Consider the following 25,905-nt stretch of genomic DNA (forward strand, 5'->3'; position numbering starts at 1 on the left):
TTGCGCGGGCCGCGTTCAACGGCCGTTGCTGTATGTTGACGTTTTGCTGTTCAGTTTTCAAGGTTCAGTTTGTCGCGCTCACTTGCGACTCAATTAATATACCATGCTTGCATTTAAGAGTCAACACTATAAAATAGATTTTTGCACAACTTTATTATAACAGAAAATTCTTAATAAAAAGATTACAAAAACGTTACAAATTTGAAAGGAAATCCACTCTTTACATTCAATCTTCCCCCTAACTTTCAATAGCTTCCCACAGCTGGTCCGCAATTGAAATTCCTTCTATAGAAAGCCCTCTAAAATCTTCAGCTTCTAAGTCTTCAAACCTATTTTCCAATAAACTTTCCTCAATTAAAACCTCAATAGATTTAAAGCTCCTTCTATATAGTAGAAAGCTCAGAAATTCAGTCAACTTAAAAAGAAAAAGCCTGCCGTTAAAACCGGCAGACTTTTTTTGCTTACGCTATGAAAATGAAATAGAGAATGAAAATCACAAACAACCCATACATAATAGGATGAACTTGCTTCCCTTTCCCAGCTACAATCATCGTAATCGGGTAGAAGATAAAACCGATTGCGATCCCTGTGGCAATACTATAACCAAGAGGCATAGCAATCATCGTCAGAAACGCTGGAACGGCAATTTCAAATCTCGTCCAATCTATTTTCCCTAAAGCCGAAACCATCAATACACCTACAATGATTAATGCTGGTGCTGTGACTGCACTTGTGATCACTTCAAGCAGTGGGTAAAAGAAAATCGAAACCAGGAAAAGCAGGCCAGTAACAACAGCGGCGAATCCTGAACGGGCACCAGCCGCAACTCCTGAAGTGGATTCAATATAGGAAGTTGTTGTTGACGTTCCGAAAATTGCTCCACTTACTGTAGCAATTGAATCAGCCATCAGCGCTTTGCCCGCTCTCGGCAGTTTATTGTCTTTCATTAACCCTGCCTGATTGGCTACAGCTACTAATGTGCCAGCTGTATCAAAGAAATCGACGAAGAGGAAAGTCAATACTACTACAAGGAACTGAATGTTCATCAATGAACCGAAGTCGTTGAAAATCGGCTCAAGCGCTACACCAAAAGTCGGCGCCATGCTCGGTACGTTGAAATCTACAATAGCGCTCGGCAAATTGACGACTCCGAAAATCATTCCAACTATTGCTGCAATCAGTATTCCAAAAAAGATTCCGCCTTGAACGCCGCGGACCATAAAAATGACTGTGACCACCAAACCAAAGATCGCCAGCAACGCTGAGCCAGCCGAAAGATCTCCGAGCCCGACCAAGGTATCGGGATTGCCCACAATAATTCCCGCATTCTGAAACCCGATAAATGTAATGTAAAGCCCAATGCCGGCACCTACCGCATATTTCAATTCAGCAGGGATAGCATTGATGATCAATTCGCGAAGACCGGTTAACGTAATGAGAATAAATATAAGACCGGAAAACAGTACGCCTGTCAAAGCTGTTTGCCATGGAATCCCATAAGTCAGAATAACCGTATAAGCAAAGAATGCATTTAAACCCATTCCTGGAGCAAGCGCAATTGGATACTTTGCCAGGATCCCCATAACCAGACAACCAATCGCTGCAGCCAAAGCTGTCGCCATAAAGACAGCGCCGTAATCCATCCGTAAAGCATCATCAAGATCCGGAACTGATTCCAGCGTTAACGTCAACGGGTTGACGACAAGTATATAAGCCATCGCTAAAAATGTTGTTAAACCTCCGATAATTTCGCGGCGGTAATTCGTCCCCAGTTCTTCAAACTGAAAATACTTTTTCATTCTGATTCCTCCGAATGCCTGCGTATAAATTCTACAAAAGAAAAACGCATACAGCAGATTGCCGTATGCGTTCGATTTATCCTTTCACTTGAAAACTGAAAGGCACCCTACTCTTCACTTGAGCGGATTAAAATCGTAGTCGAGTCATTTACGGTAACTCGGTAGAAACTTTCGGGCCATATCCCCGACATTATACGACAAGCTTATTTAATTTCATTAGTAATATATCATGTATAAAATGAATTAACAAGATTAAACACGAACATTTATATAAAATAAGCAAATAAAGTTCGTAAAAAAGGATGCCAGCTTAGTTAGCTGACATCCTTTGTAGTTTATTCCCATTCAATAGTTGCAGGTGGCTTGCTCGTAATGTCATACAGTACACGGTTGATGTGGTCGACTTCGTTGACCAATCGGACACTGATTTTCTCAAGCACTTCCCAAGGGATGCGTGCCCAGTCAGAAGTCATTCCGTCAATTGATGTGACTGCACGGATACCGATAGCATAATCGTACGTACGGGCATCGCCCATAACACCTACACTGCGCAGATCCGGCAACACAGTAAAGTATTGCCAAATATCACGATCGAGACCAGCTTTGCTGATTTCATCGCGTAAAATCCAATCGGATTCACGGACAATCTCCAATTTTTCTTCAGTGACAGCCCCCATGATGCGGATGCCTAGGCCAGGACCTGGGAATGGCTGGCGCCAAACAATTTCGTCCGGCATGCCGAGCTCTGTCCCTAGAACACGTACTTCATCTTTGAATAATGTATTCAATGGCTCGATCAATTTAAACTGCATGTCCTCAGGCAATCCGCCTACGTTGTGGTGAGATTTGATGGTTTGTGCAGTTGTTGTTCCACTTTCGATGATATCGGTGTACAAAGTTCCTTGTGCAAGGAAATCCATGCCTTCCAACTTCGAAGCTTCGTCATCAAAGACATAGATAAATTCATTGCCGATAATTTTGCGTTTTTTCTCTGGATCCGTAACGCCTTCAAGTTTTTTCATGAAGCGGTCGCGTGCATCGATTTTGATGACGTTCATGTTGAATCCGTCAGCAAAAGTTTTCATAACGCTCTCGGCTTCTCCTTTGCGAAGTAAACCGTGATCCACGAACATGCACGTCAATTGATCACCAATCGCTTTATGAATCAACACAGCCACTACGGATGAATCTACTCCACCACTAAGTGCGCAAAGAACTTTTTTGTCGCCGACTTCTTCACGAATCTTTTCAATTTCCAAATCGATGTAATTTTCCATCGACCAGTCATCAGTCATGCCACAAACGTCGTAGACGAACTTGCGCAGAAGATCGTTTCCATAAATCGAGTGACGCACTTCCGGGTGAAATTGAACACCGTAGAATCCGCGGCTTTCGTCAGCCATTGAAGCGATCGGACAGCCAGCACTTGTTCCAATCACATCAAATCCCGGAGGTGCAGCAGTGACCAAGTCACCGTGGCTCATCCAGACAATCTGCTCTTCCGGAAGGTCTTTGAAAATCTTGCTCTCTTTCGTCAACTTAAGCTCTGCTTTACCGTACTCGCGGTTTTGGGATTTCTCCACATTTCCTTTCAAGTGCAACGCCATCAGCTGCATGCCATAGCAAATCCCCAAAATCGGCAAGCCCATTTCAAAAATTGCTTCATCGATAGAAAAAGCGTTTTTATCGTAAACAGAATTCGGGCCGCCAGAGAAAATGATCCCCGTAGCGTTCATATCTTTGATTTCTTCAGCTGTGACAGTATGTGGATGCAGCTCACTATAAACACCAATTTCACGGATGCGGCGAGTGATCAACTGATTGTATTGACTTCCGAAATCCAAAACGACGATTTTTTTCTGTTCTTTCAACATTGGACTAACTGGCAAAACCTTCACCTCTTCTATTCAATTCAGGTCTCAAAATAGCAAAAGAACGCGAAAATTGGACCTCGCGTTCTTCTGCTCTACATCAAAAAGGCGAATGCACATGTCAAAAAGCATGCGTCATCCACCTTCATAGTCAAGTCATTTCCGGGGACTTGGTAGAGACATCCGATCCATATTACCGGACATATATGAGGGCACCTGTAATCTTTAATTTTCTCAATTGTACAAGCTACATGCTGTAAAATCAACCGCTTGTCCGATTGATTAAATTTTCCCAACTTTCCCTTAACTCAAGCCAGTCAACAGATTCAGCATTGTCTCCATAAACTGCACGTTCATATGCTTCGGTCAGCTCAGTCATTTCCCGTGTCCCAAAAAACGAATCAATGTATGCGGCATAGGATTTCAAGGTTTGGCCCGGATTTCTATGGATGCCATACAAATCCAATTGCTTCAAAAGCCGCAAATACGCTTTTTCAAATTGCCCACTCCCACCGCCGCTTTTCCGGTAATAGGAAACCAGTAGCTTGGGCATCCATTTACGACGAATTTTAAAGAGAATGGATGCAGCAACACTCACTCCAAGCAATCCCCAAATCAATTTCCAGCGATTTTTTGAAATGAAATCTGCAACGCGATCTCCAAATGAAGGACCGGCTGCAACAGCCGTTTCTTCTTCCTCAGCTGTTTGAGGATTATCTTCAAGGGGAAGTTCTTCTGGTTCAGGCTGTACCGGATCTTCCGCATCCAGCTCTAAATCGAAATCGATGGAAGCAGCGCCAGTAAAGCCGATAGTTGGTTCGAACAGCATCCACCCGACCCCAGGCATATAGGCCTCTACCCAAGAATGGGCATTATTGTTCGTCACTTGATACGTATCAATCTCGCCAGTGGTACCGATCAGTTCTCCTTCATTGAAGCCTTTGACCCAACGGGCAGGAATATTCAAAGAACGCAGCATCACTACCATGGAACTGGAAAAATTATCGCAATACCCTCTTTTGGTTTCAAATAGGAACTGATCTACATAATCCTGATCAGCTTCAGGTACAGGAATATCGGATTGACTGTATTCAAATCCGGAGATACTGAAATAACGTTCTACAGCACGTGTTTTATCATAGACAGTTTCTGCCCCTGCCGTAATTTCAGCAGCCAGATCTCTGACGCGTTCCGGCAGTTCATCGGGCAATTGCAGGAAACGGTCGAAATCGCCCGACAGCTCCGCTAAATCTTCATCGCTCGTTTCCCGTAATGCAGTTAAGCTATAACTGGGCTCATTGAAAGCTATTTCATAAACTTCAGGCTCGAATTCCCGTCCATTTTGATAGGTTTCAAATCGTTGATCTGCCGGGCTGTATTGATAATCCGGTGATTCTTCCATGAAAAAAGAAGCAGTCCCATAAGGATAAAGAACAAACGGAAAATCTTGCTCCATCGACAAGATAGCCAAATCCATTTCTTCTTCAGCCGGATCAAAGCCGGTATCAACCGTTTCGTCATTGCCATAGAAGATGGACTCATCTACGTTTTCGGTTAATTCCCATCCTTTTGTCGTGTACACATCTTTCGACTCGACTTTCCAGTACTGCCCTTCTGATACCTCTGCATGAAAAGCCACAGTATCGTCACCAATAAAGGATCCACCGAGACGCGAATCATCGACTCCGTATCCGATACGGCCGACATTGCCACCCATCCCCGCACCTCCTTGTCCGGAGAATGAAGTGAAAAACGGCACAGGATCAGGCCAAATCGGTCCGGCTTTAGGCAGGTACAAGGCTAAAGCCGTCGATACTGCCACCAATAAAACCAAGGGCACGGCAAAGGCGGCCAATTTATCTGTCCGCTCCAGAATGCGGTGCCCTTCCATCCAACGGGCCAAATGCAATAATCCGGCTAAAAGCAGGCCAATCACCATGATGCGGACAATTGCCGCGTCTCCGGAATAAGGGCTGAACGTATCCAGGACTGCTATGAAAATGACCGTCAGCAAGTAAAATAAAAAGATGCTTAATCTGAAACTTACCCAGTAATGAATCAAATAAATAGCCATCCATAATAAAGTGAAAAATAATACCGTACGGAAAACATCCGTTGTCTGTGCCCAATTTTGAGACATCAGAGCAGTAAAATTAACACTGAAATCCGTTCGGAGAAATGAAATGGCTTCGCCGGTAAAGAACAAATCCCCTGTATAGACGTAGACAATGAACCAGAGAATATAGAGAATCTTGATGGGTCCTGAAAACCACCAAGGTGCTCTCAAGAAAGCCATTAATAAACCGGCAGCGATGAAAAACAGAAACAATGCTTTATGGCCCGTTTCAGTCAGCACAATGACGGGCGTCAGCCATTCGGCAAGCATTAGAAAAACCAGCACATACAAAACAGCCATGAACAGTTTGTTTTTTCTTATGGAAGTCATTGTCTGCTCACCTCCGTAAACACCGCTGCAAAGTTCTCTGGACTCACACGCCTGACAATAAATCCTTTCGAGCGGGCAAACTGGTGCACGTCTTCATCTTTTTTACTTAAAGGTTCACCTTTATTGGCGATGACCAGACAGGTACAATTGCTGAGGCTTTTCGCATTTTTTCGGATGGCCTGAACCATATCTACCGACAATTCGCTGGTCACGTAGAGCAAACTTGATGTATTCATCCGCTGAAGCTCGCGGCCAATGGCCTGTTCTGCCGACTTGTCCAAGTCATCTTGTACTTTGGCTAAATGATACATGACCCGCTGCAAATGCTCTTCGGTTTGGATAATCGGGAAATAATTTCGAGTGTGTCCGACCGATAGATACGCGACGCTCGAATTGGCGCGGACGATTGACTGCAGGATTGATGCCACAAGCTCCACCTGCGACTCGAATTTTTCTGAATTTCTGCGGTCATCCAGCAAAAATAAGTCCTGCGATTGGCGGTCTTCGAATTCTTTCGTCCGCAAAGTTTGGGTACGCGCGTATGATTTCCAATGAATCCAGGACACTCGGTCCCCTGGCTGATAATCACGGATTCCGCTTGCCATGGTGGTATCTTTTACCAGCGTAAAAGGAGCAGCCGTCGATCCTTGATCATAACGGGATTCCATGGGACGATAAGCGATTTCTACAGTATTTGGATACACTAGCACCGTTTGTTGAATCGGCAAAAGGCGGCTTTTTTTCACCCACCCAAAAAAATCAGCAATTTCCAGATGAACACCCTCCAACACATGCTCACCTCTCGGCATCTGCTCCACAGCATATGTCCAGGAAACCTTTTTCCGAAATCCAGGGACAATCATTTTTTGCTGTTGGCCAGCCAACCTCTTATTCAAGGAAGGCGAATTGGTTTGTTCGCTTACCACTGTATAAAGCAAAGGGAAAGGGTACTTTCGGTAAATCGTGGTAGTGGCGGAAAAATCCCCCCCTTGTCTAACCTGGGCAGTATGTATTTCCCGATTGGCTTCAACGTCCTGCAAAGGATAGAAAGTAAGCAAAATTGAATACACAATAAATGGCAGCGCCATATAAAAAATGAACCAGCTGACAAATCCTCCTTGAAACATGGCAAAAGAAAAAGTAAGGAAAAGAAAGAACACCACAAGAATCAGCCGGCCTGAAAGACCCGTAATTTTTTTCAACCGATTCATTGGCCAACAAGCCTTTGGACAGGCACACGGGTTTTCGCTAAAATACGTTCAGTAATTTCTTCGGCGGTTATTCCATCATAACGAGCTTCCGACCGCAGCATGATGCGATGGCCGAAAACAAACTTCGCCAAATATTGCACATCATCAGGCGTTACGTAATTTCGTCCTTTCAATAAAGCATAGGCTTGGGAAGCTTTCATGAGTGCGATGGATCCACGCGGGCTTACCCCCAAATAAACATAGGAATCTTGACGGGTCTGTCTGGACAAATCAACAATGTAGCTGCGGATGGTTTCGTCCACTTTGATCGTCTTCACCTGTTCCTGCAGTTCCAGCAATTCATTGAGCGAAATGACGGAAGTCAGTTCTTCAATCGGAGCAGCAGACTGCGCGCGGTTCAACACTTCCATTTCTTCTTTAGGCGTAGGATACCCCATCTTGATTTTCAGCAAAAAGCGGTCGAGCTGCGCTTCCGGCAACGGATAGGTCCCTTCATATTCGATAGGGTTTTGTGTGGCCATGACAAAGAATGGTTTAGGAATCTGCATTGTGACACCATCAATGGTCACAGAAGCTTCTTCCATCGCTTCGAGTAGGGAAGATTGTGTTTTCGGGGAGGTTCTGTTGATTTCATCGGCTAAAATGATGTTGCCCATAATTGGACCGGGCCTAAAATGGAATTCCATGTCTTTCGGGTTATAAATGGAGACACCGATTACGTCCGATGGAAGAAGATCGGGTGTGAATTGTATGCGCTTAAAATCTGCTCCTACAGATTTTGCCAATGCACGGACCAACATCGTTTTTCCAACACCGGGAACATCCTCAAGCAGGACATGGCCATGCGACAGCATCGCGACAATGCTGAGTTCAGCAATATTGCGTTTGCCGATGATGACTTTTTCGATATTATCAATTACCTGTTCCAATCGCTCTTTTGCGTTCATCTATGGTTCCCCCAATATAAATCAGAAAATGTTTGAATTGTCACAATCTTATCGTAATCATAACGAATAATGGACAAGAACTCAACTACACGGATTGTTTCATCGGACCTTTTTCCCAAAGAAAAAGCAGGGACTCCCAAAGGATCCCTGCTGTTCTTCACTTTTTCCAAAAATCATCAAATATTGTAATCGGCAAATGGCGTTTATGCTGCGTTCTCAAATAATAACCTTCCAATTTTTCCTGAGCATCTGTTGGGATCTTTTTGCCTTCCAAGTAATCATCGATCATGTCGTAGGTTAACCCAAGAGCCACTTCATCTGGAATTGCGGGTTTGTCTTCCTCCAGATCCGCAGTCGGGATTTTCGTGTACAGATGTTCCGGAGAACCAAGTTCCTTCAGCATTGCCCGCCCTTGGCGTTTGTTTAGACGGACTAACGGCGTCACGTCAGCAGCGCCATCTCCGAATTTCGTGTAAAATCCAGTGATGGCTTCCGCAGCATGATCCGTTCCCAATACAACTGCATTATGCATCGCCGCTACTGAATATTGGGCTTTCATCCGTTCACGCGCTTTTTCGTTGCCTTTAATAAAATCGGTCAATTCAATACCGGCCGCTTCCAACGCGCGGTCACTGGCATCAACAGCTTCTTTGATATTAATGGTGTACACTTTCGTCGGCTGAATAAATTCCAGCGCATCTTTTGCATCGTGTTCATCGAATTGGACGCCGTACGGCAATCGCACTGCGTAAAATCCGTACGTATTATCCCCTGTTTCTTCATTCAACTGATCGACAGCCATCTGAGCCATCTTTCCAACTAATGTAGAATCTTGTCCACCAGAAATCCCCAATACGTATCCTTTTAAAAACGAATGGTGCTTCAGGTATTCTTTCAAAAATGAAACGGTACGCTCGATTTCTTCTTTTGCTTGAATGGAAGGCTGAACTTTCAGCTCTTCAATGATTTGCTGCTGTAAAGTAGACATTTGACTCCTCCTCAGTCTCCGATATAGTCATGAACCGCCTGCCGAACCTCTTGAATGTTCTTCATCTTATTGTCCCAACATTTCTGGCTGAGATCTACTGGATATTCCTCAGGGTTCAATGAGCGCTTGTATTCATCCCATAACAGTTCCATGTTTTGAATCCCGTAGAGCTGCATTTCCTTAAGGCTTGGATTGTCATAGATAACTTCACCATTTTCAATGACTTTCTGATGAATGTTGACTGCATCGAAATTCGTTACAAATTTCGAGACAAATGTATGGACTGGATGGAACATTTTCAAGCGCTCCTCAGAAGCAGGATCTTCATCTTGCATGGCAATGTAATCACCTTCTGATTTCCCATTTTCCCTATCTATGATTCGGTAAACGTTTTTCAATCCGGGTGTAGTAACTTTTTCTGCAGTTCCCGAAATTTTAATGGTATCTTCCATTTCGCCGTTTTCATTTTCAATAGCCACAAGTTTATAAACAGCGCCCAGAGCCGGCTGGTCATAAGCAGTGATCAGCTTTGTCCCAATTCCCCATGCATCAACACGTGCGCCTTGCGCTTTCAAGTTCAGTATTGTGTATTCATCCAAATCATTGGATACCACGACTTCAGCGTCAGGGAAACCGGCCGCATCCAACATTTTTCTTGCCTCTTTAGATAAGAAAGCAATATCTCCACTGTCCAGGCGAATTCCCTGGAAGTTGATCTGGTCGCCAAGTTCCTGTGCCACTTTTATGGCAATGGGCAGGCCTGATTTCAAGGTATCGTATGTATCGACTAAAAAGACGCAGTTTTTATGTCGCTTTGCGTATGCATGGAATGCTTCGTATTCATCTTTGTAAGCCTGCACCATTGAATGGGCATGCGTTCCTGCTACCGGAATTCCGAATTTTTTCCCTGCACGTACATTACTGGTCGCTTCAAGACCGCCAATGTAAGCTGCACGCGTTCCCCAAATAGCCGCGTCCATTTCCTGTGCGCGTCTTGTTCCAAATTCCATAACCTTTTCTTTTTTCACAATTTGCTTGATGCGACTCGCTTTCGTCGCAATCAGTGTTTGGTAATTGACGATGTTTAATAAGGCCGTTTCGATCAACTGCGCTTCCACAAGCGGAGCTTCCACACGAATCAACGCTTCGTTTTGGAAAACCAATTCACCTTCAACAACCGAATAAACAGTACCCGTAAATCGAATGGTACGTAAATACGCAATAAAATCTTCTTTATAGCCCAGCTCTTCGTGTAAATATTCCAAATCACTTTCTGTAAACTTGAAGTTCTTCAAATAATCCAACACACGTTCCAACCCAGCAAAAAGTGCATAGCCATTGCCAAACGGCAATTTGCGGAAAAACAATTCAAATACCGCTTTCCGATTGTGCATGCCATCTGCCCAATAAGCTTCCGACATATTGATTTGATATAAATCTGTATGTAGCGCCAAACTGTCATCCGTATAATGCTTATCCATAAGAATCTCCTTCTTCCGCATCCGTAATGCCTACAATTATACACCAATACTGGTGTGACAATAAATAAAAGCTATTTGCCTGCTTTTTAATTGGTTTGAGGGCATATGACCAGACATCAATCGATTTTGTGTTACACAGTTTTGTAAGCATCATATAGACTAACTCTTTGACAAACATGGATATATGTGAGATACTCAATTAGTTAACACAAAGGTAACTTGTAAATTTTGATAATCTGGCATTCTACTATAGAAGTTTTTGAGAATACTTATTCACACTGGCGCGATTTAAGGATCGCAAGGACGTAAAAGAAGGTAGGGTTTACGTTGCTTAAGTTAGAAAGCAACCAGTGGAACAATGACCGCGGTACTGGAAGTAACACTTTCAATGGAAATGATTCCCCGATAACACGGGTTGAAAAATTGAGTCAAAATAAATTATAGTTACCTTAAACAAACAAAGGGATGTCCTCTACACAGAGGGCATCCCTTTTCCAATTCCATGCGTTAGTACTTCAGCGCTACATTTTTCAAGATGGTGTAATTGCGCAAAGCTTCGAGCCCTTTTTCACGGCCAAACCCACTTTTCTTATAACCGCCAAACGGCATTTGAACCCCGCCGCCAGCGCCGTAATTATTGATGAACACCTGGCCTGCCCGAATTTTGCTGGCTACACGATGGGCCCGTGCTCCGTCTTTTGTCCAGATTCCCGTTACAAGCCCATATTCCGTGCCATTAGCCAGTTCAATCGCTTGCTGTTCCGTATCAAATGAAAAGGCTGCAACCACCGGTGCAAAAATCTCTTCTTGTGCAACATAACTTTTTGGAGCCAGTCCATCAATGACGGTCGGCTGGAAAAAGTAGCCGTTTTCAAGACCGGGGGTTTCCTGCCGCTGTCCTCCTGTTAAGAAAGTTGCACCTTCTTTATTGGCAACATCCATGAACTCCAGAATCCGGGTGAATTGTTTTTCGTTTAAAATCGGGCCCAAGTCAGGGTCATCTACTCCTTTGCCGATTTGGATCGCCTGCATTTTCGCTACAACTTTTTTCAGGAATTCATCCTTAATCGATTGCTGGACCAGAAGACGTGAGCCCGCTGAACAGGTTTGGCCCGCATTTTGAATGATGGACCGCACAACCCAATCCACTGCTTCTTCCTGATCGCAATCTTCGAAGATGATGTTCGGTGATTTTCCGCCCAGCTCCAACGTCACCGGCTTCACATTTTTAGCCGCACCCATCATAACTGCCGATCCTGTTTGGACAGAACCCGTAAAGGTAATGTGGTCGACATCCGGATGTTCGGAAATTGCCGCTCCTGCTTCAAAACCATAACCTGTCACCAAATTGAATACGCCTTTCGGCAAGGCCGTTTTATCAAAAATTTCCGCCAGTTTGATGGCGGTCAACGGTGTATCTTCCGCGGGCTTTGCGACCACGGTATTGCCGGTCGCAATTGCTGCTGCCGTTGAACGGGAAATGATTTGCAAAGGATAATTCCAAGGGATGATATGGGCAGTGACACCAATCGGCTCCCGCAAGGTATAATCCAGAATCCCCGGTTGAACCGGTATGGTTTCTCCGAAAATTTTATCCGCCATTCCAGCATAATACTCAAAATACAGCGCGGACGCTTCCACATCTTTACGTGCCTGCGTCAGCGGTTTTCCGGTATCCAAGGTCTCCAACAAAGCGATTTCTTCCGCATCTTCCCTCAGTGCATCGGCCACTTTATGCAGAATCCTCCCTCTTTCAATCGGGGGAAAGGATTGCCATTCCTCTGATTCAAACCGGTTGCGTGCCGCTTGGACCGCTGCGTCCACGTCCTGTTTTTTGCCTCTTGGAATTTGCGCCAGCACTTCGCCGGTACCCGGATTTATTGTTTCAAGTTGTTCTTTTTCGACACTGTCCATCCACTGGCCATTGATGTACATCTGTTGTTTTTTCACGTTTTTCACCTCTTTCCAATTAAATTCCGCGTCCTCCATCAACGTTCACTACGCTGCCGGTCATCATTTTCGCTAAATCCGAACTTAAGTATAAAACACAATTGGCAATAGCCTCAGGTGTGATCAATTCCCCAAGTGGCACACTTTTACGGAAGATGTTCTCTTTCGCTTCGCCTTCATCGCTGCCAGCTGCGGTGAATTCTCCCAGCATTTTAGTATCGGCTGGCCCTGGATTGATGGCATTGACCCGTATGTTATACGGAGCCAATTCAATCGCCAGCGCTTTCGTCAAAGAAATCGTTGCTCCCTTAGAAGCTACATATGCATTCAATCCTGGTCTTGGCCGATCCACGGACACCGATGCGATGTTGATGATGGATCCGTTTTTTTGCTGTTTCATATAAGGTACAACCGCTCGGGAAGTTAAAAAGACCGCTGTCGAATTGATGGACATGATACGCTCCCAGTCTTTCAATGAAACTTTTTCGATATCTGTTGCCGCTTGGGCAATGCCGGCGACATTGGCCAATACGTCAATCTGACCGAAAGTTTCCGCTGTTTTTTTTATAGCCGATTCGACACTTTCCTCGTCTGCCAAATTTCCTTGTATAACCAGCAATTGTTCAGGATATCGAGATTCCAGTTCGGCTAGGCCGGCAGTTTGAATATCGATTCCCGCCACTTTTGCGCCTTGTTCAAGAAATTGTCCGACAACCACTTTTCCCATTCCGCCTCCTGCACCTGTTACAATCGCCACTTTCTCATTTACATTCATTTGAGTTCCTCCGCTTCTATTTAACAATCAGCTGTTGAACCTTTTCCGCAATCGCCGTGCCAAGCTCCTGCGTCGTTGAAGTTCCGCCTAAGTCCGGCGTCAGTACCCGGCCTTCTTGCAATACTTGTTCAATGGCATCGACAATTGCCGTTGATAGATCCGGCCGTCCCAGATGATCCAGCATTAGAGCAGCTGACCAAATTTGTGCAATCGGATTAGCGATTCCTTTTCCAGCAATATCCGGTGCTGATCCATGAATCGCTTCAAACATGGAAGGAAATGTCCGGTCCGGATTGATATTGCCTGACGGCGAAACACCTAAGCCCCCTACTAAAGCAGCTCCAAGATCCGTCAATATGTCTCCGAATAGATTCGATGCCACCACTACTTCAAACGATTCCGGACGCATCACGAAATAAGCGGCCAGCGCATCGATAAAATTGCTTTCGAGTTCAATCTCGCCATAGTCTTCCGCTACTTCCTTTACGACTTCATCCCATAACTTCATCGAATGGATGATGGCATTGGATTTCGTGGCGCTTGTCACCTTTGATTTATTGTTTTTTCTGGCATATTCAAAGGCATATTTAGCGATGCGTTCTACACCTTGCTTCGTAATGACAGTGTTTTGAATGGCCATTTCTTGGGACTGCTGTTGGTAAAGCCGTCCCCCGATATTTGAATACTCTCCTTCCGCATTTTCACGGAATACCATAAAATCAATGGGCTGTTCATTTTTCAAAGGGGATTCAATGCCCGCCAAGCGTCTGATGGGACGCATATTGACATATTGCTCAAAGTTTTTCCGAATGGGCATAATCAATTCCCAAATGGTGATTTCATCCGGCACCCGCTTATCTCCCACTGCTCCAAATAAAATGGCATCAAAACTTTTCAATTGATCCAACCCATCTTCCGGCATTATCCGACCGTGTTCCAAATAATACTCACTGCCCCATTCGAATGGCCGAAATTCGATTTTAAAATCAGGATCCTGCTGTTTCAGCGCTTCCAGCACTTTGATAGCTTCGGCAGTTACATCCGGTCCGATCCCATCCCCCGGAAGAACCGCTATTTTATACGTTGTCATAAACTCTCCCCCAATTAGTTAATCTCCAAGAAGGAATAAGCTGATCCCTGGAATAAACGAAATTATAATGACATCTACAATCATGATCAGAATAAACGGAACAATCGCTTTCAAGAGACTTTCAAATTTCGTTCCTGCGATATTGGCTGCAACAAATAAATTGACGCCTACTGGCGGTGTAATGAATCCAATTCCAAGGTTGACGATCATAATGATTCCGAAATGGACCAAGTCAATGCCCAGGGCACTGGCGATCGGCACGAGAATCGGCGTTAAAATGATGATGGCAGCTGAAGTTTCAAGGAAAACGCCGCAGATCAGCAATAACAAGTTAATGATCAATAAAGCGATGATCCAATTCTCGGTAACCCCGAGCATCAGCTCGGTCAATTCAGCTGGAATCCGTTGCCGCGTCAAGTAATAGCCGAATACGGAAGCTCCCGCAATGATGAACATGATGACCGCTGTCACCACGACGGATGAAGAAAATATATGGATAAGGTCTTTAAATTTGATTTCCCGGTAGATAAAGATCCCGACAATCAATCCGTAGACAACTGCCACAACGGCTGCTTCCGTCGGAGTAAAGATCCCCCCATAAATCCCGCCTAATATGATGACCGGCATCATCAAGGCCAAGAAAGCATCGAAAAATGCTTTAAAGAAATCTTTGAAGCCGAATTTTTCTCCTCCGCCATACCCTTCTTTCAAAGAGATCAAATAAACCAACAGAATGAGCGACACCATAACGAACAATCCAGGAACAATTCCAGCGATGAATAAGTCACTCACCGAAACACCGGCTGCTACTCCATAAAGAACGAGCGGTACACTCGGCGGAATCATAATGCCGATAGTTCCCCCTGCAGCTTGGATTGCTGTTGCAAAACTTTTGTCGTAGCCTTTATTGACCATTGCCGGAATCATCAACGCTCCGACTGCTGCTGTAGTGGCAGCAGCCGAACCTGAAATAGCCGCAAAAAACGCACAAGCGACAATTGAGACAATGCCTAGTCCACCTTTGACACGGCCGAAAATAACATTGGCCAAATGAATCAGACGCTGGGAGATCCCTCCGCTTTCCATCAATTTCCCTGCCAAAATAAAGAAGGGAATAGCCATCAAAGGGAATGAATCTACAGAGTTGAACATCCGTTGGATGATCACAATCAACGATACATTGCCATCGAGAAAGAAGACAAGAGTAGAGGCAAGCCCAAGAGCTACTGCAATTGGAACATTTATTAAAAATAACACCATCAATAAGATAAACAGTACCAATGCCATCTTCAGACACCCCCGCTTTTAAAGTCTTTTGAAAACTGCGAGGCCATATTGATAATTAAAATCGCACCACTCACTGGAATGACCATATAAATCATGCCCATAGGAATTCGTAACACCGGCGATAATTGTGACATCCCTTGCATCGCCAAGTCATAGCCTTCTATCACCATCAACAGGAAAAAAAGCAGACTGGCAAATGTCGCGATGATGTAGAGTGCTTTGCGGATAGAGAGGTTAAATAAATTCACAAAAAATTCCATCCCGATGTGCGCCTTTGAAGACATTGCATAAGCTGCTCCTAAAAAAGTCAGCCAAATCAAGCTGTAACGTGCCAATTCTTCAGTCCAGGCAAGCGGTGAATCAAGTGCAAAGCGGAAAATCACCTGCAGAAAAACCACAACGACCAACAAAGCCATCAAAAGGTTCAATACGTGCTTGATGCCCCAGTTCATGTAATCGACTAATTTATTCATCGCCTTTCCCCCGATAGAAAAAAGAGAGAATAGATTCTCTCTTTTTCAGATTTCCTTATATCTCCATGCTTTAACGAACAATAAAGATAAAGAAAACTTCTGTTAAAAGTTTTCCTCGTTCAATTATTGGGCGTCCAGAATTTCATTGAGCAGATCCTGGTGCTCGATGGTTTCATAAACCGGTTGAACCGCTTCCTGGAAAGGTGCAGTGTCGATGTCTTCGATGATTTCCACGCCGTTGTCTTTCAAGTTCTGAATGGATTCCTTTTCCATCTCAACAATCAAATCACGTTCTTTCGCTCCTGCTTTTTGTCCTTCTTCAACAACGATGTCACGCAAATCTTCAGGCAGTTCGTCGTATGTTTGCTGGCTCATCATATAGATGGCAACAGAATAGACATGGCCAGTCAAACTCATGTATTTCTGATTCGCATCGTAAAGGCTGAATTGATCTGCGACAATTGCCGGATTTTCCTGTGCATCAACAACCCCTTGTTGCAAAGCTGTAATCGCTTCAGTCCAAGCCATCGGTGTCGGCTGCGCACCTAATGCTTCAAAAGCAGCTAGATGGATCTCATTTTCTTGTGTTCTAATCTTCAGGCCTTTCAAATCTTCAGGAGTTTCGACTGGACGTACTGCATTGGTGATGTGGCGATAGCCATTTTCTCCCCATGATAAGCCGATAATGCCGTTTTCCTCCATTTTGGCGAATAACTCGTCTCCAATGTCGCCTTCGAGAACCTCTACTGCGGATTCACGATCTTGAAAAAGGAATGGCACATCCAATACGCCCAACTCCGGCACAAAGTTAGTGACTGGTGCGGTTGAAGAGACCACCAAATCGACTGTCCCCAGTCCCATTCCTTCAGTCAACTCACGTTCCGCACCAATCTCACTGTTCGCAAACACTTCAATTGTCACTTGGCCATCTGTACGTTCTTCTACCGCTTCAGCCATCTCTAAAAAGCCGATATGGTAAGGGTGGTCATCTGGCAGCGAATGTCCAGCTTGAAGGACATAGGTTTCTCCTGAGCTTCCTTCTTCTGAAGATGAACTGCTATCGGAACCTCCACATGCCGTTAATGCTAAAACACTGGCCATCATCACCGAAATAAATCCGAACTTCTTCTTTGCCATACTTTTGCTTCCCCCTTTTTTATCGCGCTTTACCGATGAATTGAATGCTCTTATGGAAGTTGGGCATCCATTCCTCGTGAAAGTCCATATGGTGCGTTACATTTCTGCGGAATATAAACCCCTGCAGAATAGAGCTTTTTAATTTAACTGATAATCAGCAATTTCATAATCCTGCTGACTTCTTCAGTTTCCAGCAGAAATATCATTAGATTAAGCAAGATAGGCCTATGATAAGAGCACAGCTCCAAAACAATATTTTATTCAATATTTCGTCTATTTAGATCAGAATAACTCAGCGGGAATGTGAACTCCCACCGAGTAAACTTATCGATTCAAATAATCTGTAACTGCTCCTTTTGAAGAACATGACACGTTATGTGCATATTTTCCAAGAACGCCTTTTTTATGAAGCGGTGGCGCTACCCATTGTTTACGTCGCTCTTCCAGTTCTGCTTCGGAAACATCCATGGAAATTTCCTGCAACTCCGAATCGATTGTCACCAGATCGCCTTCCTGTAAAAAGGCGATCGGCCCGCCAACTTGTGCCTCAGGTGCAATATGTCCAACGACAAGGCCATGGGTTCCCCCTGAAAAACGCCCATCAGTCAGCAAAGCGACGGATGCGCCCATGCCTTTACCAACCAGAATTGCAGATACCGATAGCATTTCCGGCATTCCCGGACCACCTTTTGGTCCTACATAGCGGATGACCAATACGTCTCCATCGTTGATTTCATTGGCCATAACGGCTGCCGTTGCTTCTTTTTCGTTATTATAAACGCGAGCAGGACCTGTGTGGCGTTTCACTTTTACGCCGGACACTTTCGCTACTGCGCCGTTCGGCGAAAGATTTCCTTTCAGGACGATCAGTGGACCATCTTTACGTTTCGGATTATCGAAAGGCATGATGACTTTTTGCCCTTCCTGCAATCCAGGCGACTCCTGAAGATTTTCAGCCACTGTTTTGCCTGTGACCGTCATGCAATCTCCATGAATATAGCCTGCTTCAAGCAGCATTTTCATGACTGCCTGTACTCCGCCAACCTCGTGCAAGTCCTGCATGACGTATTTGCCGCTCGGCTTCAAATCGGCCAAATGCGGAACCGTCTTCTGCAGGCGGTTGAAATCGTCGATTGTCAAATCAACTTCCGCTGCATGCGCAATAGCCAGTAAGTGCAAGATAGCATTTGTTGAACCGCCAAGCGCCATAACAACGGTGATGGCGTTCTCGAACGCTTCTTTCGTCATAATGTCTTTCGGATAAACTCCCAGTTCAAGCAAGTTATGTACTGCTGCTCCAGCTTTTTCACAATCCGCTAGCTTTTCAGGAGATACTGCCGGGTTCGAAGCGCTCCCCGGCAAACTCATGCCCATCGCTTCAGCCGCAGATGCCATTGTATTTGCAGTATACATGCCGCCGCATGATCCTGCTCCTGGACAAGCACCGCATTCGATATTGCGAAGCGTGTCATCGTTGATGTCTCCATTATTATGCTGGCCGACACCCTCAAATACCGAAACAATGTCGATATCCTGCCCATTGTGGCGTCCAGGCGCAATCGTACCACCGTACACAAAAACAGCTGGAACCTCTGAATTGGCAATGGCGATCAAGCAACCCGGAATGTTCTTATCACATCCGCCGATGGCCACTAAACCATCCAAACTTTCCGCCCCTACTACAGTTTCAATCGAATCGGCAATCACATCGCGGCTTGAAAGAGAATATTTCATGCCTTCGGTTCCCATGGAAATTCCGTCAGACACTGTAATCGTATTAAATATGAATGGGACACCCCCAGCTTCTCTAGCACCTTTTTTTGCACTGATCGCCAAGTCGTCAATATGTATATTACACGGTGTCACTTCGCTCCATGTGCTCGCGACACCAATCATCGGTTTCTTGAAATCTTCATCTGTTACACCCACTGAACGAAGCATGGCACGGTTCGGTGCTTTCATTGCCCCTTCACTAAAAACCTTACTGTTGATGCGCAAATCTTTTTTCATAATTATCCTATCCTTTCTTTTCTATTTATTATAGAGCACATTTGTCAGAATTCAACGAATTAAAAAATAATATTTCATTATTTTTATAATCGTCAAATAACTTACACATGTATACGGTTTCATCTTATTAATTGGTCTCGTTCTCTTGATGTATACAATATATTTCTTTATAATTACCATGTCTACAATAACTTTTATGTCAGGAGTTCAATAGATCCTTCTATTCTCATCCATTTTTAAGCAGTGTTTTCAAGTGAACTATCCCTCGATTCTAATTTTTGTGAAAGGCCGTGAGAATACTCAGGGACCGTGAGTAAAAGGAGATGGGCATATGTTGATCCGTGAAGCTAAGAAAAATGAGTTTTATATATTGAAAGAACAACGTCTTATATCTTATCACCCATACGAAGAAGAGCTCTCGCCAGAGCATTGGGCAATGCTGAAAGCCAACTTGGCATCCACGAACGATCAGCAGGCCGGGGCTGAAGTATTCGTTGCAGAAATAAATGGGCATATTGCGGGCAGTGTTGTGTTGTTCCCGGCTGAGTCCAAAGCTTATGAATGGGATTCGAAGACGATAGAATATCCGGAAATCCGGTTATTGGCAGTCAGTCCCGATTTCCGTTCCCAAGGAGTCGGTAAAGCGCTGGTCGAACATTGCATTGATATTTGTAAAATACGCAAGCAAAAATTTGTCGGCCTCCATACCGGAAGCTTTATGAAAAACGCGATTGCCCTTTATGAGAAAATGGGCTTTGAACGGATTGCATCACTCGACATCATGCCTTTAGATGATGGAATCGTTGTAAAAGCCTTTCGCCTGGATATTTAAATAAGAAAAGCGCAAGCGCCCAAAAGCAGAAAAGTTATACTTTCTTAAGCTGAAATAAAAATGGTTCCGTCAAAATTTGACGGAACCATTTTTGTTGTCAGGCTTTCTTCTTCAGCGGTCCTTCTTCAGCTGAAGCTTTGTCTGTTGTTACCAGAACTGGTTTCAATTCCAGTTCATTTTTCTGAGCCGCTGTTTCGAACTTCTCTTGAGACAGAGATTTTATCAAAGACACGCTGATCAGCAGCATAATGACGGTAAATGGCAAAGCGGCTATCAATGCTACTGATTGAAGGCCCTGCAATCCGCTGCTGACAATCAATACACCCGTAATGACAGCGATTAATACAGCCCAAATGCCTTTAACAGCATTTGATGGATTTTCATTGCCATCAGAAGTCATGATGCCAAGTACGTAAACCGTCGAATCGGCTGAAGTAACTAGAAAAATCATGATTAATGCTAACATCAGCACCGACAGCAAACCGTATAGCGGGAACTGCTCCAAAAAAACAAAAATGGCTGTAGCGACGTTTTCTGAGACAGCTGTGGACAGTGCCGTGTTTTGGAACAGATCCATGTAGATGCCTGTCCCTCCGAAAATAGCCATCCACATAAAAGCAATTACAGGTGGGACAATCAAAACACCGGAAACAAATTGGCGAATTGTTCTCCCTCTTGAGATGCGGGCAACAAACGATCCGACAAATGGCGACCATGTGATGACCCAAGCCCAGTAAAAGACTGTCCAATCTTTTACCCACGGATCTCCCGTATAGGGTGACATTTGAAAGCTCATTCCGATAAAGTTTGTTATGTAATCACCGATTCCAAGCACGAAAGTTTCAAGGATAAAAACAGTGGGTCCATTAAACAGGAAGAACAACATAAATCCGACAACTAAGAACATATTGAGATTGCTTAAAATTTTAATCCCTTTATTGACTCCGGTAAGAGCGGATAAGGTAAATAAGACGAACATGATGCTGACAATCCCAATCTGCATCCCGGCATTATCGGGCAATGAAAAGACATGGCTGAGACCTGCGTTTATTTGTAGCACTCCCATGCCTAGGGAAGTAGCAACACCTGTTACCGTCGCGACAACTGCCAGAATATTGATGGATTTCTTCAATTTGCTGCTCATTTTCTTCTTGGAAACTCCATCAAGTGTCTCACTTATGAGCAATTTGCTTTTTTTACGGAATTGGAAATAAGCAAGAGCTAATCCCACAAGTGTAAAAACGGACCATTGATGCAATCCCCAATTAAAGAAAGAGTAATTCATGGCAACTCGAGCCGCTTCTGCGGATTGAGGTTCAATGCTGCTATTGGGGGGATTAGCGAAATGAGTCAACGGTTCAGCGACGCCCCAAAAGACAATCCCTGCGCCAAAACCGGCTGCGAACAACATGCTGATCCAGGCAAAAAATGAAAATTCCGGTTTTTCGTCTTCTGTTCCAAGCTTAATATTGCCGTATTTGCTAAAAGCAAGAAATAGACAGAATGCAACAAAAAATGCAACTGAAACTAAATAGAACCAGCCGAATGAACTGCCGATATAGTTGGCGACAGCAGCTGCATTTTTTGTCATACTTTCTGGTGAAAGCACACCCCATAAGGCAAATAATGCGACGATGACAGCTGATATTTTAAAGACCGAATTATTGAATGATGCACGTTCCGGATTTTTCTTCGTCATAAGGTTTCCCCCTTCACCTTCTCCGATGATCTTCTTTTTTATTGACCGGATAGTTTAAAGCAGACTACTTTTGGTTCTGTCATTTCCTGGATTGAAAATTTGATGCCTTCACGGCCTAAACCAGAGTTTTTAACCCCTCCGAATGGCATCGCATCAATACGATAATCACTGCTGTCATTGACCATAATTCCGCCTACATCCAATTTAGCAATCGCTTTATGCGCCAAATCAATATTTTTCGTAAAGATTCCTGCCTGCAATCCATAATTGACGCTATTGGATAATGCAATGGCTTCATCAAGATCTGCTACTGGATAAAGCAAGACGACAGGCCCGAAAATTTCTTCTTTGGCGATCGTGCAATCTTCCGGAACATCCGTTAACACAGTCGGTGAGTAAAAAGCACCGTTGCGTTCTCCTCCTGTCAGGACCACAGCTCCTTTTCCAACCGCTTCTTCGACCAGTTTCTCAACCCGGATCGCTTCTTTTTCAGTAATCAGTGGTCCCATATCCGTAAGTTCAGATTGCTTATCGCCAACGATATAACCATTTGTACGTTCTACAAATTGTGTCTTGAATGATCCGAAGACGCTTTCCTGCACATAAATCCGTTGAACGCCCAAACAGTTTTGTCCCGCCGCCCAGAAGGCTCCCGAAACGCTGGAATCCACCGCATCTTCTAAGTCAGCATCTTCCAGTACGATGACCGGCGAATTTGAACCAAGTTCCATGCTGATTTTTTTCAATCCCGCTTTGCGTGAAATTTCTCCACCCGCTTCCAGTCCACCTGTGAAAGTGATCATTCTGACTGCAGTATGCGTGACAAGTGCATCTCCGATTTCTCTGCCGTGGCCGGTAATTACGGACAGGACTTTAGCTGGCAAGCCAGCAACGGAAAAGGCTTCCGCCAAAAGCAAGGCACTAAGAGGCGTGACAGTTGCCGGCTTAACGATGATGGCATTTCCTGAAGCAATGGCTGGACCAATTTTATGCGCAACCAAATTGAGTGGATCGTTGAATGGTGTGATCGCCCCGATAATGCCGATTGGAAAACGGTAGAAATAGCCGATGCGGTTTTCGCTTCCTGGCGATTGATCGAAAGGAATTGTTTCCCCGTTGATCCGCCTTGCTTCTTCTGCACTGATGCGCAAGGTTTGAATAGCACGCCCTACTTCTTTTTTCGCTTCACGAATCGTTTTGCTGCTTTCCGATGCAATCGTCCGTGCATATTTACTGCTGTGCTGTTCGATATAATCAGCAGCGTCATTGATCACTTTTATGCGCTGGTGGACAGGCATTGCAGCTGCAATTGCTGCGCCTTCTTTTGCCTCTTGCACGCAGTTCAGCATATCTTCCGTTGTAGCAGCAGGAACTAAATCAATGATGCTGTTATCCTGGGGATCACGGACTTCAATAACCTGGTCGCTGTTCACCCATTCCCCTGCAAGAAACATTTTTTGGCCCTTAAGATGAGTAGTCATATGATTACCGCCTTTATCTCATTATAGTTTTACCGTTTGCTTTTCGCGGGCGATCGTTATCAGGTCAATCAATAACGAGAAGCCTGTCTCCAATTTTCCGGCTCCTGCTCCGCTTAATGTCACAGGCCCTAAAAGGTCAGTCTCGTAGGTGATGGCATTGATGGCGCCATTGACAGATGCCAATGGATCAGTCAAGTCCACTTTTTCTGGAGCAATCGAAGCGATGACTCCAGTCTCTTCTTTACGTGCTTTCGCTAAGAGCTTCCAGCGCTTTCCTTCTTTTTTTGCTTCTTCAATATCTTTTAATGTAATGCTTGAAATTCCTTTGCATGAAACTTCATCAACGGTCAACGGGGCTTTCATCACATAGTTTGAAAGAATGACAATTTTATATCGGGCATCATAACCTTCTACATCACTGGTTGGGTCCGCTTCGGCATAACCTAAAGCTTGCGCTTCTACCAAAGCTTCCTCATAACTGACGCCTTCCGTCTCCATTTTCGTTAAAATGTAGTTTGTAGTGCCGTTTAAAATCCCGCGTATTTCTGTAATTTCATTTCCGGCAAGTGTAGCGGCCGGCATCCGAAGGGCCGGAGTTCCGCTCATCACTGTACCTTCAAATCCCCAGGATACTCCATTTTGTTCAGCAATTTCCGAAAGCTCCTTATACGCCAAAGCAACGGGTCCTTTGTTTGTCATCACCACGTTTTTCCCGTTTTCAAATGCTGATTTACAATGATTGATTGCCGGTTGCCCCGTTTTCACATCCGTATAGGACACTTCGATAATGGTATCGGCATTGGATTCACGAATGGTGGTCAAGCTGTCCCACCCTTTAATCAGCCCGGTTGTTTGAGGGTAATCTTCCAGGTTGCCGGTTTCTTTCAGCGTTTTTAAAACTAAATCGATATCAAGACCATTTGGTTGATAAATAGAGCCTTTCATCAAATCAGAAATTGCCACAATTTGTGCTTCAAAATCTTCATCCCGTTTTAATGCTTCTTTTTTATCGTGAAGAATTTCAGCCAAGCCTTGTCCGACTACGCCAAATCCTATAAATGCTAATTTATGGACCATGTTTTTACACCTCTATCTTTTTATTTTCAGCAACGATCGTCTTCTGCTGATGAAGATCTGAAGAAATCACTTCAGGCAGAAAGAACGGCTGTTTTTCGGAATATCAACAGCAGCTTATAACAGCGTTTATTTGTCGATAAATGATTTTTCATCCTTTAAAAAATTGAGCGCTGTTTGCGCAAGAATTGCCGCTCCTATCGGAAGGCAGCTTTCATCAATATCGAAAGTCGGCGTGTGAAGATCTCGATGGATACCTTCTGTAAGGGCGCTTCCTAAGAAAAACATGGAACCGGGCAGCTTTTGTGTGACATAACCAAAATCCTCTCCGCCCATGCCAAACGGCTTTTTAGTGATCTTTAAATCAGGATAGGTTTCGTGCATCGCTTTCAGAAACCTGTCATTAACTGACGGATTATTGACCAATGCCGGCTCTCCTCTTTGAATTTCCAAAGAATATTCACCTTCCAAGTTTTCCACGATTGAAAACGCTTTCTTTATTTCGGTTGACAGTAAATCACGGATTTCGGGAGAATAACTGCGGATCGTCCCTTCGATTTCCACTTCCGTCGGTATGATATTGCTGGCAGTTCCAGCATGGATTTGACCGATGCTGACTACTGCTGCTTCTAAAGCCGGCACTTTGCGTGAAACAATCCCATGCAATGCCTGTAAAACAGGCCCCAGCATCCATGTAGGATCTGTTCCAAGTTCGGGGTAAGCACCATGTCCGCCAGTGCCCATGATTTTCGCCTGAAAAACATCGACACTCGCCATGCTGCAACCATCATTGATTTGTGCTTCTCCGACAGGCAGCCACGGACACATATGAAGCGCAATGGCCGCATCCACTCCGTCGTATGCGCCAGCCTCCACCAGATAAGGGGATCCTGACATACCCTCTTCGTCTATGCATTCTTCCGCCGGCTGGAAGATGAATTTAACCGTCCCTTTGATGTCCATTTTTTTAAACTGCTCAGCCAAAATCACAGCCGCTCCCAATAAAATCGCGGAATGTGCATCGTGGCCGCAAGCGTGCATGATACCGGGATTTTGTGAGCGATAATCGGTTTCATTTTCTTCTTCGATGGGAAGTGCATCGATATCCGCTCTAATGGCGATCGTCGGCCCTTCTCCGGAAGTCAATGTCCCAATGACACTCGTCTTTACTCCGATTCCATTTTCTACTTTGATGCCATCAATTTTCTGTAAAGTTTCTGCAATATAATGAGAGGTCCCGAACTCCTGAAAACTGAGTTCGGGATATTGATGAAACGTGCGCCGCCATTCGATCAATTTGTCTGTTATGGAGTTGGCTTGTTCAACAATAAGATGATGTTCCGGCATTCACTCT

General features: G+C 44.5%; 19 protein-coding genes and 2 riboswitches. Of the genes, 1 reads left to right on the forward strand and 18 read right to left on the reverse strand.

Annotated elements, in window-relative coordinates; all coding sequences use genetic code 11:
* Positions 1-461 precede the first annotated feature (461 nt).
* The 14 genes from IRE19_RS13150 to ilvD form a co-directional block, all read right to left on the reverse strand.
* The gene (locus tag IRE19_RS13150) at positions 462-1,799 is read right to left on the reverse strand and encodes an NCS2 family permease (protein WP_191716080.1); all 1,338 of its coding nucleotides are present in this window, start codon (positions 1,797-1,799) and stop codon (positions 462-464) included.
* Between the two features lie 116 nt (positions 1,800-1,915).
* A riboswitch (purine riboswitch) is annotated at positions 1,916-2,017 on the reverse strand.
* A gap of 117 nt (positions 2,018-2,134) precedes the next feature.
* Positions 2,135-3,673, reverse strand: coding sequence for a glutamine-hydrolyzing GMP synthase (guaA, locus tag IRE19_RS13155; RefSeq protein ID WP_203340917.1), 1,539 nt, complete (start codon positions 3,671-3,673; stop codon positions 2,135-2,137).
* Between the two features lie 125 nt (positions 3,674-3,798).
* Positions 3,799-3,900, reverse strand: a riboswitch (purine riboswitch).
* A gap of 32 nt (positions 3,901-3,932) precedes the next feature.
* Entirely contained in the window at positions 3,933-6,116 is a 2,184-nt protein-coding gene (locus IRE19_RS13160; RefSeq protein ID WP_203340761.1) for a DUF4129 domain-containing transglutaminase family protein, read from the reverse strand.
* On the reverse strand, positions 6,113-7,327 hold the full coding sequence (locus IRE19_RS13165; protein ID WP_203340762.1) for a DUF58 domain-containing protein: 1,215 nt from the start codon (positions 7,325-7,327) through the stop codon (positions 6,113-6,115). Before IRE19_RS13165 ends, IRE19_RS13160 begins: the two co-directional genes overlap by 4 nt.
* Positions 7,324-8,274: an AAA family ATPase gene (locus tag IRE19_RS13170; RefSeq protein ID WP_191716083.1), complete on the reverse strand. Its 951-nt coding sequence runs from the start codon at positions 8,272-8,274 to the stop codon at positions 7,324-7,326. The genes IRE19_RS13165 and IRE19_RS13170 overlap by 4 nt, the downstream gene beginning before the upstream one ends.
* 157 nt (positions 8,275-8,431) lie before the next feature.
* Positions 8,432-9,262 carry an NAD(+) synthase gene (gene nadE, locus IRE19_RS13175; protein WP_191716084.1) on the reverse strand — a complete coding sequence of 277 codons (831 nt, stop codon included), beginning with the start codon at positions 9,260-9,262 and terminating at the stop codon, positions 8,432-8,434.
* Between the two features lie 11 nt (positions 9,263-9,273).
* On the reverse strand, positions 9,274-10,743 hold the full coding sequence (locus IRE19_RS13180; RefSeq protein WP_203340763.1) for a nicotinate phosphoribosyltransferase: 1,470 nt from the start codon (positions 10,741-10,743) through the stop codon (positions 9,274-9,276).
* Between the two features lie 507 nt (positions 10,744-11,250).
* On the reverse strand, positions 11,251-12,693 hold the full coding sequence (locus IRE19_RS13185) for an aldehyde dehydrogenase family protein (RefSeq protein ID WP_203340764.1): 1,443 nt from the start codon (positions 12,691-12,693) through the stop codon (positions 11,251-11,253).
* A gap of 19 nt (positions 12,694-12,712) precedes the next feature.
* Positions 12,713-13,468 (reverse strand): SDR family NAD(P)-dependent oxidoreductase, encoded by a 756-nt coding sequence (locus tag IRE19_RS13190; RefSeq protein WP_203340765.1) that lies wholly within the window; start codon positions 13,466-13,468, stop codon positions 12,713-12,715.
* 16 nt (positions 13,469-13,484) lie between these two features.
* Positions 13,485-14,558, reverse strand: coding sequence for a tartrate dehydrogenase (locus IRE19_RS13195; RefSeq protein WP_203340766.1), 1,074 nt, complete (start codon positions 14,556-14,558; stop codon positions 13,485-13,487).
* Positions 14,559-14,576: 18 nt separating this feature from the next.
* Positions 14,577-15,845: a TRAP transporter large permease gene (locus IRE19_RS13200; RefSeq protein ID WP_191716089.1), complete on the reverse strand. Its 1,269-nt coding sequence runs from the start codon at positions 15,843-15,845 to the stop codon at positions 14,577-14,579.
* Between the two features lie 2 nt (positions 15,846-15,847).
* Positions 15,848-16,318, reverse strand: coding sequence for a TRAP transporter small permease (locus IRE19_RS13205; RefSeq protein WP_203340767.1), 471 nt, complete (start codon positions 16,316-16,318; stop codon positions 15,848-15,850).
* Between the two features lie 123 nt (positions 16,319-16,441).
* Positions 16,442-17,455 carry a TRAP transporter substrate-binding protein gene (locus IRE19_RS13210; protein ID WP_203340768.1) on the reverse strand — a complete coding sequence of 338 codons (1,014 nt, stop codon included), beginning with the start codon at positions 17,453-17,455 and terminating at the stop codon, positions 16,442-16,444.
* 324 nt (positions 17,456-17,779) lie between these two features.
* Entirely contained in the window at positions 17,780-19,465 is a 1,686-nt protein-coding gene (gene ilvD, locus IRE19_RS13215; protein WP_191716092.1) for a dihydroxy-acid dehydratase, read from the reverse strand.
* A gap of 331 nt (positions 19,466-19,796) precedes the next feature.
* On the opposite strand from ilvD, the gene IRE19_RS13220 reads away from it, so the two are divergent.
* Positions 19,797-20,297, forward strand: coding sequence for a GNAT family N-acetyltransferase (locus IRE19_RS13220; RefSeq protein ID WP_203340769.1), 501 nt, complete (start codon positions 19,797-19,799; stop codon positions 20,295-20,297).
* 97 nt (positions 20,298-20,394) lie between these two features.
* Here IRE19_RS13220 and IRE19_RS13225 read toward each other — a convergent pair whose 3' ends face one another.
* The 4 genes from IRE19_RS13225 to IRE19_RS13240 form a co-directional block, all read right to left on the reverse strand.
* Positions 20,395-21,996, reverse strand: coding sequence for a BCCT family transporter (locus tag IRE19_RS13225; RefSeq protein WP_203340770.1), 1,602 nt, complete (start codon positions 21,994-21,996; stop codon positions 20,395-20,397).
* Between the two features lie 38 nt (positions 21,997-22,034).
* Positions 22,035-23,477 carry an aldehyde dehydrogenase family protein gene (locus tag IRE19_RS13230; RefSeq protein ID WP_203340771.1) on the reverse strand — a complete coding sequence of 481 codons (1,443 nt, stop codon included), beginning with the start codon at positions 23,475-23,477 and terminating at the stop codon, positions 22,035-22,037.
* Between the two features lie 21 nt (positions 23,478-23,498).
* Positions 23,499-24,554, reverse strand: coding sequence for a homoserine dehydrogenase (locus tag IRE19_RS13235; RefSeq protein ID WP_203340772.1), 1,056 nt, complete (start codon positions 24,552-24,554; stop codon positions 23,499-23,501).
* Positions 24,555-24,680: 126 nt separating this feature from the next.
* Positions 24,681-25,898 (reverse strand): M20 metallopeptidase family protein, encoded by a 1,218-nt coding sequence (locus tag IRE19_RS13240; protein WP_203340773.1) that lies wholly within the window; start codon positions 25,896-25,898, stop codon positions 24,681-24,683.
* Positions 25,899-25,905 lie beyond the last annotated feature (7 nt).

The organism is Planococcus beijingensis (genome assembly GCF_016820615.1).
Taxonomy (GTDB): domain Bacteria; phylum Bacillota; class Bacilli; order Bacillales_A; family Planococcaceae; genus Planococcus; species Planococcus notacanthi.